A 13,308-nucleotide genomic window follows, 5' to 3' on the forward strand; every position below is an offset into this window, starting at 1 on the left:
GATGACGCCTCCCCTCCCTTCCTCCAATAACGCCCCGGCGCCTCGGCGACGCGGCAAGCTCCTGTGGGGAGGCGCGGGCGTCGGCGTGGCGGTGTTGGCCGGAGGGCTCTTCCTGTGGAGCCCACGGCCTCCATCGCCCGGTTCCACCCCGTTGGACACGCACGACGCGCATGGCGAGTCCCACGCGGACCACGCGCATGAGGCGCCCAAGGCAAAGTCCCAGGCCCCCATGGAGGTGCTGGTCCAGACGGACCGCGCCGCTCGGGCCGCCGCGACGGGACAGCGGGCCCAGGCGCATGAGGCACTGGCGGCCGCGCTGAAGCTGGCGCCCCAACATGCTCCGGCGCTCCTCGTGAAGGCCTGTCTCGCGCTGGAGGAAGGCCAGGACACCGAGGCCAGCGACGCGCTCCGCCGGCTGGAGGCCGCCGCCCCGGGCGCTCCGGAAGCAAAGCTGCTGGCGCGGCTGCGCGAGCTGCGGCGCACGCCCGGCATGGACTGGCAACAGGCGTTCCGCCAGGCATGGGTGGACCTGGGCCAGCCCGACCTTCAGCAGAGCGAGCTGCTTCCCGGAGCCACACCGCTGCCGCCCGACCCGGCCATTGCCGCCGCGGCGAAGGCCGCCTGGGAGCGTGCCGCGTCGGATGACGTGAGGCTGATGCTGGCCCTGGGCAGCCCGCGACTGGACGCGGACAAGGCGTTCTTCCTGCTGCGGCAGGTGCCTCGGCTGGAGGACCCGTCCCTCTTCGTGGCGGTGATGGACGTGCTCCGGGGCGAGGCCTTGCCGCAGTCCTCCCACGACGAAGCGCGCACGGTGTTCCGCCAGAAGCTGGAGGCGCTGGCGGCCGCGAACCCACGCGCCATGCAGATTCAGTTGCTGCTGCTCCTGGGAGACACGGAGCCGGGCTCGGAGATGAGCGCGGCGGAGATCGACCGCCTGGAGCAGGTGGCCGCCCTGCCCGTGTGGCGCGAGGGCGTCTTCACCCGCACGTACGAGGAAGCCCGGAAGCTGCTGGAGGGCTCCGGGGTGCCGGATGTCAGCGCCACGGCGATGGCGGTGGCGGCCCACAGCGTGACGGACCGGGGCTCGTGGGTGCTGCGCACGCGCAACGTGGGCACGCGCGGCTCGCTGTCCCCCGAGGGCCGGAAGCGGCTGGGCCGCATCACCCGTGACATCGGCACGCGCATGGCCGAACAACCCACCATGGTGGAGCGCGTGGTGGGCCTGCAGCTCGTCCGCGGCGGCGCCCAGGACATGGGCGACGAGGCCGGGCGTGAAGAGGCGCTGGCGCGAATCGAGGCGCTGGAGGGCGCGGTGGCCCTCTTCCGCAAGGCGTCCATGGACCGCTGGCCCCTGCATGCGCTGACGGAGGAGTTGATACAGGCGAGCACGCGAGACGAGCCCGCCTACCTGCTGTCCTTCACGCGCGTGGAAGCGAAGCAGGCGGCGGAGACACCCGAACCATAGCGGCGTCTGGAACGAGGTCTCTCGGGCCCCGGGAGACTTCCACCCGGGGCCCGAGCGGGCCCCCCACGATGCCACGAAGCCGCCGCACGCCGGACCTCCAAGGTCGTCCGGGCAACCGCACTCCTTCCACGCGAGCGCCGGGAACAAGGGGGTTGCTTCCCGAGCGGCCTGCGCATGGGCACCGTGGAATACCGTCCACGAACGCCAACGCTACGGTGGGCGAAGAATATCGGCTGCGCGGGGCCTGTCCACCCGCCGGGTTCTGACTCCCACAAGCACCGTGACAGGCCGGATGTGGTGAGGACCCATAGCATTTGCACATTCACGACGAGTGTGAGCAGACGTGGTGGAGACTGAATTCCTTTCAGGGCGCGTCATGAAGCAGCGCGATATGCGGGAAACCGCTACGCCGGCTTGAGCTCACCATGCGCTTCCTGGGCTGGGATTTGACGGACCCATACGCACGCGTTCCCCGGCCAGTGGACGTGGCGGAGATGGATGCCCGGGGGCAGGTGCGCTTCTCCGAGCTCCGGTGGCCTGTCCCCTCGAAGGCGCTCGGCTTCACCCCGGAGCTGCTGCGCGCAGCATTTCCATTGGACCCGGAGGATGTGCTCGTCATCGATGGACCCCAGGCGCTGGCCCGGCCGGGAGCCTCCGTGCGCGAAGCGGAGCGATGCCTGCGCGCGCCGGGACGCACGCCCGACGTGCTGCCCGAGCCTGGACGTCCCTTCGCCGGCTTCGTCCGAGGCGGGGTGCTGCTGTTTGCGGCGCTGCATGCGCGGGGTGGGCATCCCCTGTTGGACGTGGACACGGACTCGCTGGAGGAGGCCCGCCTCTTCGAGGCCTTCCCCGGCGCGACGTGGCGCGCGCTGTCTGTGGAGAAGTTGGGGAAGAAGACGTCTCACGCGGGGCGGACGCGAAGACAGGCGGTGCTGGAGGCACGGGGCCTGCGCTTCCCGCCGAGCCTGCTTCCCACCCATGACCAGTTGGACGCGGCGCTGTGCGCGTGGCTCGGGTGGCTCACACGCAAGGCCCCCGCGCGCGTCACCGCCGTGGGCGCACCGCTCACCGTCGATGACCAGGGCTGGCTGCGCGAGGGGCGCATCCTCTCGAGTCGAGCGCCCACAAGTTCTCCACAGTGAAGGGCCGCGCCGCTCAGTGAGCCGCGTTCTCATGGTGCCCGTGCCCCGGTCCTCCGAAAGTCCCGGGCCAGGGCGCGTTCGCGGGCAGCAACCCCGGCATGGGGAAGCGCATGAAGCGCGGCTGGCTGTTGGCGAAGGGCGGATCGCACTCGCCACAACTGAGGGCCCCATCCATCAGGTAGAGGGCGCCGGGCCCCAGCTCCATCAACTGCGGCACCGTGCGCGGCGCGTAGTCGAGCGGGCACTGGAAGGCTTCCGCCCCATCCCGCGCGCGCACGCCCACCAGCAACCGCTGGTTGTCGGCCGCCACCGCGTGCGTCAGCACCAGCGTCTCGGGCGGAAGCCCCGCGCCCCTGGGCCAGGTGGACAGCCGGAGCTCCTTGCTCGTCAGGTGCTGGCCTTCCTTCAGCGAGTACAGCCACGCCGGCTCCAGGTCCGGAAGCCGGAAGCCCTTCAACTGCGTGGCGGCCGGCGTGGAGCTCAGGCTGTCCACCCCCGCGTTTACCGTGGTGCCCGACGCGCTGGGCACCACCACGTCCGGGGTGGCCACCGCGCGGCCCAACTGCTGGGCGAGCTGCTCCCCCACCGGTGTCCCGTCCCGGGTGCTCAACGCCTGGAAGCCCCATTCGGGCAGCAGCAGCCCGTTCACCACCGCGAGCTCGCCCGCGCGCAGGGGCTCCGTCCTCCGCCAGCGCGGCACCCCGTCCGAGGAGAAGGCCATCAGCAACGAGGGCGTCCCCGACGCCAGCGGCGCGCCCGTGTTCAGCGTGGGCGCGAAGGCGACGTAGAGGTCCCCCACCGCGTCCGAGGCGAGGCCATACGGGTGCGGGTGGTTGCACTCGGCGAGCTGTGGGTCCGTCAGCTCGCGCGCGGACACCATGTGGCCGAAGGCATCCAGCACCACCAGGAAGTACATGCGGCACGCCGTGTCGCGCCGCTGGTCCGTGGGGTAGGCCTCGAAGAGGGCCGCCAGCCGGTCCGGCGCCATCACCGCCAGCCGCGCCAGGAAGAGCGTCTGCGTCCTGTCGCGGAAGTCCGGCCGCGCGTCGGCCAGGGTGAAGGTCCACCGCGGTGTCCCCGTGTCGCGCTCCAGCAGCGACACCGTCCCGTCCATCGGCATGTCCATGCACAGGAGCCGGTCGTTCCACAGCATGCAGCGGCGCGCCGGGTGGGAGGCCCGCACCGGAGGCCCCTTGCCCGCCGCGTCCAGCACGGGCGTGCCGTAGAAGCCCGACAGCGTCACGTCCCCTTCCGGCCCCACCAGCAGGTCCTGCAGGTGCTCTTCTCCCGCCCGGGCGTCGTGCTCCCAATCCACCTTCAGGGGTTGCGCCGCGGGACGCGCGCACACGCCGCCGCGGCAGTGCCCCGACGCCTGGCACGGACTGGCCGCTTCACACAGGAAGCCCTCCGGCAGGTCGCGCTTCACGCAGGCCCCATCCAGGCACACGTCCGCGTCCTCGCAGGTGCCTTGGGCCGCGCCGCAGAGGGTGCCGTCCGGCGCGGGGGCCGTGGCGCATCCCAGCCGCGAGTCGCACGTCCCCACCTGACACGGCCCGGCCGCGGGACAAGGCGGCGCCGGCACGGACTGGCACCCGTCCAGCACGTGGCACACGTCCGTGGTGCAGGCGTCGCCGTCGTCACAGGCGCGCTCCTCGCCCCGGCAGCGTCCCGCCTGGCAGGTGGCGCCGGTGATGCAGGCATTGCCCGGCTCACACGCGGTGCCGTCCGGGAGCACCGACTCCACGCACCGCTCCGTCACCAGGTCGAAGGTGGCCGCCGCGCACGTCACCGGCGTGAAGCACTCCGGCACCGGCTTCGCCTCGCCCGCCAGCACCAACTGCACCTGGCCGCCATCCGACGCGGTGCCGGTGAGGATGACCTCGTAGGTCCCTTCGGCTTCGGGCGCGAAGCGCAGACGCACCGGCACCTCGCCCGCCAGCACCCGGACCGGCAGCGCCGCCTCCAACGAGAAGGGGGCCGTCACGTCCGTCCAGGTGACGTCCAGCGGGGCCCGGCCGCCATTCACCACGCGGACCTCGGCCTCCCGCCGGGTGCCCGGGTAGGCGTGCGGGAAGTCCACGCGCTGTGCCGACAACCGCAACCGCCCCTCCGCCCCCGACAGGGACGGTGTGTCCCGACAAGCCGCCGCTCCCAACCCCAGCATCAGCGCCAAGACAATGCCGCTGTACCGGGACGCCTGCGTTGCGTGCGCCATGGCGTTCCCCCCCGTGCCCTCTGGCTATACCTGCGCCAGAAGGCCCCGCGGGCGCCCCGCCCCCTCGACGTCCCACCTCCCAACACTTCAGGGTCGGCGGGGAGGGGGGCAGTGTTTTTTACAGGCCGTTCCACTGCTACAGGCTGCAACCACGCGAAATGGTTGGATGCCGGAAGGGTATGGTTCTCGCACCTGGGGTACGCCATGACCTCTGTCGCATCCTCCTCATGCGCCCCTTCGTCATCGCAGGCCTTCACCGTGCTCATCCCACGCGGCCTCCAGGCGGCCGTGGAGGGGCTCGCGGCGGAGACCCGTCAGGAGCTGCTCGCCGAGCTGTTCCGCCTGGCCGCGCTGGCCCGGCAGGAGGAAAGCCAGCTGCCCCCCGAGTTCCCGTACACGCTGCGGATGGACGTCGCCGGCTGCCAGGTCAGCGTGGAGCTGGACCCGTCCCGCTCGCGCCTCACCCTCGTGGGCCTGCTGCGGCCCCAGCCGCTGGAGTGAGCCCGGCGACCCGCCTGGGCTGGGGTGAGATGTCACGCCGTGCTGGATACGCAGAATCCTGGGACCTCACGTACCTGGTGGAGCAGCTCCGGGAGCTGATCGGGCACGACCTGCGCCTGGGCGCGGCCCTCAGCGATGAGCTGGAGGACGTCCTGGGCAGCCTGGTGCAGCGCAATCAGCGCCTGAGGGTCCTGCAGCGCATGGTGACCGCAGAACGCGCCCCAGAGGACCTGGCGGCCCTTCGCGGGGCATTGGAGGAGATGGACCGGGAGCTGATGACCCGGCTGCCTGCGTTGCTCGAACAGCTGCGCCTGGCGCTGGCTTGAGGTGGGGCACCGGCCACCGGCCCTGGGTTTCCACAGGCACTTCATCCCCAGCGCCGACTGCTTCTTCTAAAGGTTCATAAGAGGTATTGATCTATTGGTAGTGGCAGTAGGCAGCTCGGACTTGGGGACAAGTCAGCAACCTCCCGGGAACACTCACGAATTCGGGATGTGCTACATGTGGGTAAAGTGACGGTTATCCCCGGGAACCCACAGGTGTTGATCCACACCGGGGTTTCTCCACAGCCCCTCCCCCACTGTCCACAGGTCATCCACAGCTTCCGAGTGGATGCGGGAACCACCCCAGGTGGAGGCTCGTTCTCACCACACGTCCGCCCCGTACATGCCTGTTATCGTCTGGCGCGGGATGTGCCCCGACAGCGGGGTGCCGGCGGAGGGTTTCCCCATCGACTTCTATCGGGGCGAGCGCATCGGGAAGTACGAGGTCGTCACGCAGCTCTCCGTGGGAGGCATGGCGGAGCTGTTCCTGGGCTTCACTTCGGGTCCGGGTGGCTTCCGCAAGTACGTGGTCATCAAGCGGGTGCTGCCGGACGCGCGGGACAATGCACAGTTCGAACGCATGTTCCTGGACGAGGCGCGCATCACCGCGGCCTTCAACCACCCGAACATCGCGCAGGTGTTCGACCTGGGGCGCGAGGAAGACGGGCTCTACCTGGCCATGGAGTTCATCGCCGGGCAGAACCTGAACCAGATTACCGGCGCGTGCCTGCGCCGCCAGGAGCAGCTCCCGCTGGGCTTCACGCTGTCGGTGGCGCGCGACGTCTGCATGGCGCTGCACTACGCGCACACCTATACGGCGCCCTCTGGCGCGCCCAGCCCCGTCATCCACCGCGACGTCGCCCAGAAGAACATCATGGTGACGTACGACGGCGTGGTGAAGCTGCTCGACTTCGGCATCGCCAAGGCGAAGGACAGCCTGGAGCGCACCAACGTCGGCACGGTGAAGGGCACCACCGGGTACATGTCCCCGGAGCAGGTGCGGGGCGATACACTGGACGGCCGCAGTGACTTGTTCTCCGTCGGGGTGATGATGCACGAGCTCATCACCGGCGCGCGCCTGTTCGCGGGCAAGAACGAGCGCGACGAGATGATGAAGATTCTGGAGGCGCCCGTCCCCTGGCCCTCGCACGTCGCGCCGCACGTGCCCGAAGAGGTGTCCAAGGTGGTGATGCGGGCGTTGGAGCGCAGCCGCGAGAAGCGCTTCGCCAACGGCCGGGACATGGCTCGGGCGATTGAAGCGGCGGCGGGCAAGTTGCTGCTGGACGCGCATGACCGGGCCGCGCTGATGCAGGACTGGTTCGCCGAGCGCATGTCCGCCACGCGCGTCATGCTGGAGTCCGCGGACGGCACCACCAACGGCGTCATGCTGGACTCCGCGAAGCGGGCGCTGCGCAGTGATGACGGGCCCTACCTCCCCGAGCGCAACGACATCCCGACGCCGTCGAACGGCGTGGCCGGCATGCCGCGCAAGCCCTCGCGCAGGGTGCCCGCGGCTGCGGCGCCCCGGAAGGCTTCGGCGGCCGTGGAGGACAATCCGCCGCCGCCGGAGAGCAAGGCCTCCAATGTGCTGTGGGGGCTGGTGCTGATGGGCATCCTGGTGGGCGGTGGCTATGCCGCCTGGCACCTGTCGAAGGTGCTGAACGAGACGGTGGAGGAAGAGGACGCGAGCGCGCTGCGCACCCTCCCCCACCACGACCCGAACCTGCCCGTCTACCTGGGACCGGGCTCGGGCCCGCCCACGGATGCCGGCAACGCGGAGGTTCCAGCGAAGGCGTTGGGCGCCGCGGTGGGCGGCGAGGACGCGGAGGGCTCCCGCTCCAAGGAGGCGGCGAGCGCCCGTCCGGTGAAGGGCCGGGGCAAGCTGACCTTGCTGGTGCTGCCGGAGGCGGAGGTCTTCCGAGGCAAGAAGCGGGTGGGCCGCACGCCGATGTTCAACGTGGCCATGCCCGCGGGGGAGCACGACCTGACCATCGTGGGCCCGGACGGCAAGAAGCGCATGCTGTCGGTGCCGATCAGCGCCGGGGAGACGACCCAGTTCCGGCTGAAGCTGGCGGAAATCCCCGAGCGCTGAAACACAGAACCGGGATTGAGGGGCACGTCCCGGGGCACTTGGTTATCTTCGCGCCCCCCTCCCTCTGATTCCGGACTGTATGGCCCCTCTGACCATTGGCTTCCTGATGGACCCGCTCGAGACAGTGCGGGTGGACCACGACTCCACGTTCGCGTTGATGCTCGAAGCGCAGAAGCGCGGCCACCAGGTGCGCTACTTCGAACAGGGCTGGCTGCGCTTCAACGGCACCTGCGCGGAGGCGCGCATGCGCCACGTCACCGTGCGCCGCGAGCTGGGACGGCACTTCGACATCCTCGACGAGGCCCCTCGCCCGGTGTCCTCGCTGGACGTGCTCTTCATGCGCAAGGACCCGCCCGTGGACGCGGAGTTCCTGCACGCCACCCAGTTGGTGGAGCTGTGCGGCACGGGCCGGCCCCCTGTCTTCATCAACGAGCCTTCGGGCATCCGCGACGCGAACGAGAAGCTCTACTCCCTGCGCTACCCGGACCTGATGCCGGACACGCGCGTCACCAGCGAGCTGCCGGTGCTGCTGGACTTCATCGCGCGCAACGCGGCGGGCACCATCCTCAAGCCGGTGGATGGCTTCGCGGGCAAGGGCATCCTCTTCCTGTCCGCCACGGACCGGAACGCGCGCTCCGCGGTGGACATGCTCACCCGGGGCGGCCGCGAGGCCGTCATGGCGCAGGCGTACATCCCGGAGAGCCGCCAGGGTGACAAGCGCATCCTCCTGGTGGAGGGCGAGCCGGTGGGCGGCGTGCTGCGCGTCCCGTCCGACGACGACCACCGCGGCAACATGGCCGCCGGCGGCGTGCCCCGGAAGGCCGTGCTCACCCCGCGGGATTTGGAGATTTGCGAGCGCCTGAAGCCGGAGCTGGTGAAGCGCGGGCTGCGGCTGGTGGGCATCGACGTGCTGGGCTCCTACCTCACCGAGGTCAACGTGACGAGCCCCACCGGTCTGGTGGAGGCGAACCACCTGGACGACGTGTGCGTGGAGGCCAAGGTGCTGGACGTGGCGGAGCGGCTCGTCGCCGAGCGCGCCGCGCGCTGAGCCCCGCCGGAGGACGCCGGGCGGCCCGACGCCCGGTGTCTTCCCTGAGCTGAGGGCTGACTCATGTTTCAGCACACCACACGACGCGGTGCGCGATTTGAATCCTGGTTCATGTTTCAGCGCGATGCGACGCGACGCGCCTTGAATCAGTGACTCCCGGAAGAGTCAGGTTTCGTCCCGCGGCTGCCCTTTCCCTCGTGGCCGCCTGGGAGACACCATGCTCAAGCAGCGTCGCAGCCGTTCCTGGCCGTGGTCGTGTTCCGCCGGGGTGCCTCTTGCCGCGTGGCTGGTCGCGGGCCTCGCGGGCTGTGGCGCTCCCGTCGGGGACGCGCCGGAGGTGGAGCCCGAGGTGACGGAGCAGCACCAGCCCCTGCTGACGCAGGTGACAAGCTTCGGTAGCAACCCCGGCAACCTGCAGATGTTCCGCCACGTGCCGTCCGGCATGCCGGACAACGCGCCGCTGGTGGTGGTGATGCACGGGTGTACGCAGCGGGCCGCGGGGATGGAGGGCGCTGGCTGGTCCGCGGCGGCGGACGTCTACAAGTTCTACGTCGTCTATCCGCAGCAGCAGGGTGGTAACAACATGACCAGTTGCTTCAACTGGTTCGAGCCCGGTGACTTCTCACGAGACCGGGGCGAGGCGCTGTCCATCAAGCAGATGGTGGACACGATGAAGGCCACGTACTCCATCGACCCGTCGCGGGTGTTCGTGGCGGGGTTCTCGGCGGGGGGATACATGACGCCCGCGCTGCTGGCCGCCTATCCGGATGTCTTCTCCGCCGGGGCCATCCACTCCGGTGGCCCATATCGGTGCGCGGAGTCGATGAATGCGGGCTTCAGTTGCATGAGCCCGGGTGTGAATCGCACGCCCGCCGCGTGGGGAGACGCGGTCCGCAGCGCGTACCCGGGCTACGCGGGCCCGCATCCGCGCGTCACCATCTGGCACGGCACCAGTGACTACACGGTGAACGTGATGAACCTCACCGAGGCGATGGAGCAGTGGACGAACGTGCACGGTATCGACCAGACGCCGGACACGGTGGAGACGGTGTCCGGCTTCCCGCACAAGGTGTACCGGGACAGCGCGGGCAACGCGCTGGTGGAGACGTGGGAGCTCACCGGCATGGGGCACGCGGTGGCCATGGATGCGCAGTTCCCGTTCCCAGGCGGCACGGGCAGCGCAGCCGCCTGTGGCTCGGTGGGCGCGTACCTGAGCGATGTGAATCTCTGCTCCGTCTACCACCAGGTGAAGTTCTTCGGGATGACGGGAGGCGGAGGCGAGCCCACGGGGGATACTACGCCGCCCACCGTCAACGTGACGGCGCCGGCGAACGGGGCCACGGTGGGTGGCACGGTGAATGTCACGGCGGATGCGGCGGACGCGGTGGGCGTCACCCGGGTGGAGTTCCTGGTGAATGGCGAGGTGGTGTCCACGGACACGCAGGCGCCGTATGCCTTCGCTTGGAACAGCACGGCCGTGTCCAACGGGGGGTACACGCTGGGGGCCCGTGCGTTTGATGCCGCGGGCAATCAGGCGACGGACAACGACACGGTGGTGACGGTGAGCAACTCGGGCTCCCCGGCGCCGGTGACGGTGCAGTTCGCGAGCATCGCGGCGGATGACGGCTACCTGAAGGCGGACGCGGATGGCAGCGGAGCGGCGCTGGGATTCATGACGAACCTGGCGCTCGGCCGGGGGACGGATGGGAAGTACAACCGGTCGTTCCTCTCCTTCGACACATCGAGCCTTCCGGACGGGGCCACTGTCACGCGGGCGTTCCTGACGGTGAGCTACTCGTCGGGCTCGGGAGACCCGTGGTCGACGCCCGCGGGGAACACGCTGGTCATCGACGTGAAGGCGGGGACGTTCAACGCGGCGAACACGGAGGTGACGGACTGGGCGGCGGCGGCCACGGCGAGCAGCGTCGCGGGCATCGACCGGTTCAGCGCGGGAGCGAAGAGCTCCGGGGACTTCAGCGCGGAGGGACTCTCCGCCATCAGCAAGACTGGGAAGACGCAGCTTCGGCTGCGCTTCGCCCAGGCGCAGACGGCCACGCAGTACCTGTTCGTCCGGGATGGGGCGAACGCGGTGCTGACGGTCGTCTATGCGCCGTAGGAAGACGGAGCGGACGCCGGCTCAGACCGGTGTCCGCTGCATCAGCGCGGCAAGTGAGTCCCTGCATCGTGCGCAGTGGCCGCGGAACGTGTCGCTGAGTTCGGGGGTCTGCTCCAGCCGGTTCCAGTAGGCCAGTGCGTGTTGAGCGGCATCGGCCCAGACATCGAGCGTCTCCGCGGTGGGCGGCCGGTCTCGTCCACGCGGTACATCAGTACCCGTTCGCCCAAGTGGGCAATCGAGCGGGTCCGCGCATAGCGCGTGGCGGGCCCCTGCCCCATCCGGCAGACGCTCGGGCCCGCGGAGGCCAGCAGCCGCGACACTGTCGGGCGCGAGACGCGGAGCTGAGCGGCCAGCTCGCTTCCCTTCACCTCGACCTGGCGTCCAAGAGCCGCGAGCAGTTGTTCCAGGGTGGCCATGAGCAGATTCCTGAAAAGATCCGTGAAGAGATATCGCTGACCAATGGCTCTACGCAACCTGTTGAAATAACATATAAAAGTGCTGATAGAATCATGGTCGGTGAGCTGATTCTCCAGCGGTAACACTGGGGTACGGGGCGGGAATCTTGGGCCCGAAGCGGACGTTGGGTAGGAAGCCCGACAGCCCATGCCTGAACCCACCCTGCCCGAGCCCGGCCCGGACGAAACGCTCGACTCCATTGGCACGGCGGGGGTGCGGGTGCTCCAGCGGCGGACGGGTTACCGCTTCACGTTGGACGCGGTGCTGCTGGCCCACTTCGCGGCCACCGAACGTGTCGGCGAGCCCGGGCGGATGTTGGAGCTGGGCGCGGGCAGCGGCGTGGTGTCCTTCCTGCTGGTGAAGCAGTTCGGCCTGGGACGCGTGGATGCCCTGGAGCTCCAGCCCGCCGTGCATGCCCGGCTGATGCGCGCCGTGGTGCTCAACGCGTGCGAAGCGCGGGTCACCCCAATGCTCGGGGACCTGCGACGGATCCGCGAACATGTCTCCGGGGGCCAGTACGCCCACGTCGTGTCCAACCCGCCCTTCCGCCTGGCCGACGCGGGGGTCCGCAGCCCGGATGACGAACGGGCCGTGTCCAAGTCAGAGGTGGCGTGTGACGCGCCATCCGTCGTCGCCGCGGCACGGTATGCGTTGATGCCCGGCGGCGGTGTGAGCCTGGTGTATCCAGCCGCGCGGGCGGCCGAGGTGTTGGGCCTGCTGACCCAGGCGAAGCTCCACCCCACCGTGCTGCGCTTCGTCCACGCGCGCGTGGGAGCCCCGGCCACGCGCTTCCTGGTGCATGCCCTGCGAGACAGGGACCGGGGCCTCGCCGTGCGCCCACCCCTCATCGTTCATGGTGAAGGGCCCGGGGGCTACTCCGCGGAGGTGGCGGCGTTGATGGATCCGCCCCTCGCGGAGAGTCGCTGACAACCGCGCCGTCTCTCTACGGCGTGCCCGTGAGCGGCTTCGTGTTCGTCACCTGGATGCCGTGCTCCTCGGACGCGGTGACGAACAGCTCGTGGCCCGCGGGCACCGCCAGCGTCGAGCGCCGCAGCTTCCCGCCCACCGTGAAGTCCACCTCCAGCGCATGTTCCCCGGGCGGCACGTCGCGGAGGCTCAGGTTCGTCGCGTTGCTCGTGCCCCGGCGCTGCCCGTCCATCAGCACGGTGCACGGCTTCGCGCAGCGCACGTGAACCCGGGAGGTCGTCGCCGCGCGCGCCTCGGGCTGCTTCGCCGCCTCCAGGTCCTTCTGGTCCGTGAGCGTCACGCGGCCCTTCGAGTCCCCATGGATGGTGACTTCGGAGCCACCCGGCACCTCCACGTAGCCCACGAACTGCCGCCGGTTGAAGACGCCACCGCTGCCTTCCACGCGCCGCTGGCCGGGCGCCACGTCGCGGAACTCCCAGGTCCGGTTGTCCCGGCGAATACCTCGCTTCCCATCGAGCAGCACCGTGCAGTCGTCCTGGCACTTCACGGTGGCCACGCTCGGCGCCTTCGACGTGGAGGCCGGCGTGGGAGGTTTCGGCTCGGCCCAGTCCGGTGTGCCGGGCATGGTGGAGCTGCCGGGCTCGATGATGATGCGCTTGTTGCTGGCCAGGAAGACGTCCGCCGTCGCTACGTCCGGGATGACCACGAAGCTGCCGGCGAGCGGACGGCCCAGCACGCCCGTGGCGTCGATGCGCAGGGAGCCCGGCGTGATGCCCTTGAACTCCCAGGTGGTGTCATTCACCCGGAACCCGTTCTTTCCATCCAGCATCACCGTGCACTTCTCCGTGCAGCGGACCCGGACGGCGACGCCGTCGACCGCGAGCGCTGGAGCAGACACCAACAACGACAGGGACAGGAGCGGCCAGCGGAGGGACATGACGGGGTGACTGCCTCGTACCAGTGGGTATTCACGCGGGGCCACCCCAGGGATGCGGGTCCACTCCCGCCTCATGAGGCAGGCCC

The 13,308-nt window shown here is 69.9% G+C and carries 10 protein-coding genes; 8 read left to right on the forward strand and 2 right to left on the reverse strand.

The features are described 5' to 3' along the window. Both FL344_RS26370 and FL344_RS26375 read left to right on the forward strand, forming a co-directional pair. The coding region (locus tag FL344_RS26370) for a hypothetical protein (protein ID WP_141620464.1) at positions 1 to 1,465 on the forward strand (1,465 nt) is incomplete at its 5' end. A 425-nt stretch (positions 1,466 to 1,890) separates the two neighbouring features. Next, on the forward strand, positions 1,891 to 2,607 hold the full coding sequence (locus tag FL344_RS26375) for a DUF429 domain-containing protein (RefSeq protein WP_141620465.1): 717 nt from the start codon (positions 1,891 to 1,893) through the stop codon (positions 2,605 to 2,607). Positions 2,608 to 2,620: 13 nt separating this feature from the next. Here FL344_RS26375 and FL344_RS26380 read toward each other — a convergent pair whose 3' ends face one another. Continuing rightward, entirely contained in the window at positions 2,621 to 4,822 is a 2,202-nt protein-coding gene (locus FL344_RS26380; protein WP_141620466.1) for an EB domain-containing protein, read from the reverse strand. Positions 4,823 to 5,026: 204 nt separating this feature from the next. Here FL344_RS26380 and FL344_RS26385 point away from each other — a divergent pair, with 204 nt between their 5' ends. From FL344_RS26385 to FL344_RS26415, 6 genes are all read left to right on the forward strand, one after another. After that, a complete protein-coding gene (locus FL344_RS26385; protein WP_141588601.1) occupies positions 5,027 to 5,323 on the forward strand; it encodes a hypothetical protein in 297 nt (98 codons plus the stop codon). Beyond that, on the forward strand, positions 5,320 to 5,649 hold the full coding sequence (locus tag FL344_RS26390; RefSeq protein ID WP_225888398.1) for a hypothetical protein: 330 nt from the start codon (positions 5,320 to 5,322) through the stop codon (positions 5,647 to 5,649). Before FL344_RS26385 ends, FL344_RS26390 begins: the two co-directional genes overlap by 4 nt. 364 nt (positions 5,650 to 6,013) lie before the next feature. Then, complete coding sequence (locus tag FL344_RS26395) at positions 6,014 to 7,738, forward strand: serine/threonine-protein kinase (RefSeq protein WP_228565390.1); 1,725 nt, start codon at positions 6,014 to 6,016, stop codon at positions 7,736 to 7,738. 79 nt (positions 7,739 to 7,817) lie between these two features. Then, positions 7,818 to 8,786: a glutathione synthase gene (gshB, locus tag FL344_RS26400; protein ID WP_141588600.1), complete on the forward strand. Its 969-nt coding sequence runs from the start codon at positions 7,818 to 7,820 to the stop codon at positions 8,784 to 8,786. Between the two features lie 217 nt (positions 8,787 to 9,003). Next, positions 9,004 to 10,902 (forward strand): PHB depolymerase family esterase, encoded by a 1,899-nt coding sequence (locus tag FL344_RS26405; protein ID WP_141620467.1) that lies wholly within the window; start codon positions 9,004 to 9,006, stop codon positions 10,900 to 10,902. Positions 10,903 to 11,505: 603 nt separating this feature from the next. Beyond that, complete coding sequence (locus tag FL344_RS26415; RefSeq protein ID WP_141620468.1) at positions 11,506 to 12,285, forward strand: tRNA1(Val) (adenine(37)-N6)-methyltransferase; 780 nt, start codon at positions 11,506 to 11,508, stop codon at positions 12,283 to 12,285. Positions 12,286 to 12,301: 16 nt separating this feature from the next. Here FL344_RS26415 and FL344_RS26420 read toward each other — a convergent pair whose 3' ends face one another. Next, entirely contained in the window at positions 12,302 to 13,222 is a 921-nt protein-coding gene (locus FL344_RS26420; protein ID WP_228565385.1) for a hypothetical protein, read from the reverse strand. Positions 13,223 to 13,308 lie beyond the last annotated feature (86 nt).

It is taken from the genome of Myxococcus sp. AB036A (assembly GCF_006547355.1).
Lineage (GTDB): Bacteria > Myxococcota > Myxococcia > Myxococcales > Myxococcaceae > Myxococcus > Myxococcus virescens.

Bases quoted from the DNA above. Each gene is read 5' to 3' on its own strand.
- FL344_RS26375 (WP_141620465.1), top strand. From the start codon at position 1,891: ATGCGCTTCCTGGGCTGGGATTTGACGGACCCATACGCACGCGTTCCC.
- FL344_RS26380 (WP_141620466.1), bottom strand. From the start codon at position 4,822: ATGGCGCACGCAACGCAGGCGTCCCGGTACAGCGGCATTGTCTTGGCG.
- FL344_RS26385 (WP_141588601.1), top strand. From the start codon at position 5,027: ATGACCTCTGTCGCATCCTCCTCATGCGCCCCTTCGTCATCGCAGGCC.
- FL344_RS26395 (WP_228565390.1), top strand. From the start codon at position 6,014: ATGTGCCCCGACAGCGGGGTGCCGGCGGAGGGTTTCCCCATCGACTTC.
- gshB (WP_141588600.1), top strand. From the start codon at position 7,818: ATGGCCCCTCTGACCATTGGCTTCCTGATGGACCCGCTCGAGACAGTG.
- FL344_RS26405 (WP_141620467.1), top strand. From the start codon at position 9,004: ATGCTCAAGCAGCGTCGCAGCCGTTCCTGGCCGTGGTCGTGTTCCGCC.
- FL344_RS26415 (WP_141620468.1), top strand. From the start codon at position 11,506: ATGCCTGAACCCACCCTGCCCGAGCCCGGCCCGGACGAAACGCTCGAC.
- FL344_RS26420 (WP_228565385.1), bottom strand. From the start codon at position 13,222: ATGTCCCTCCGCTGGCCGCTCCTGTCCCTGTCGTTGTTGGTGTCTGCT.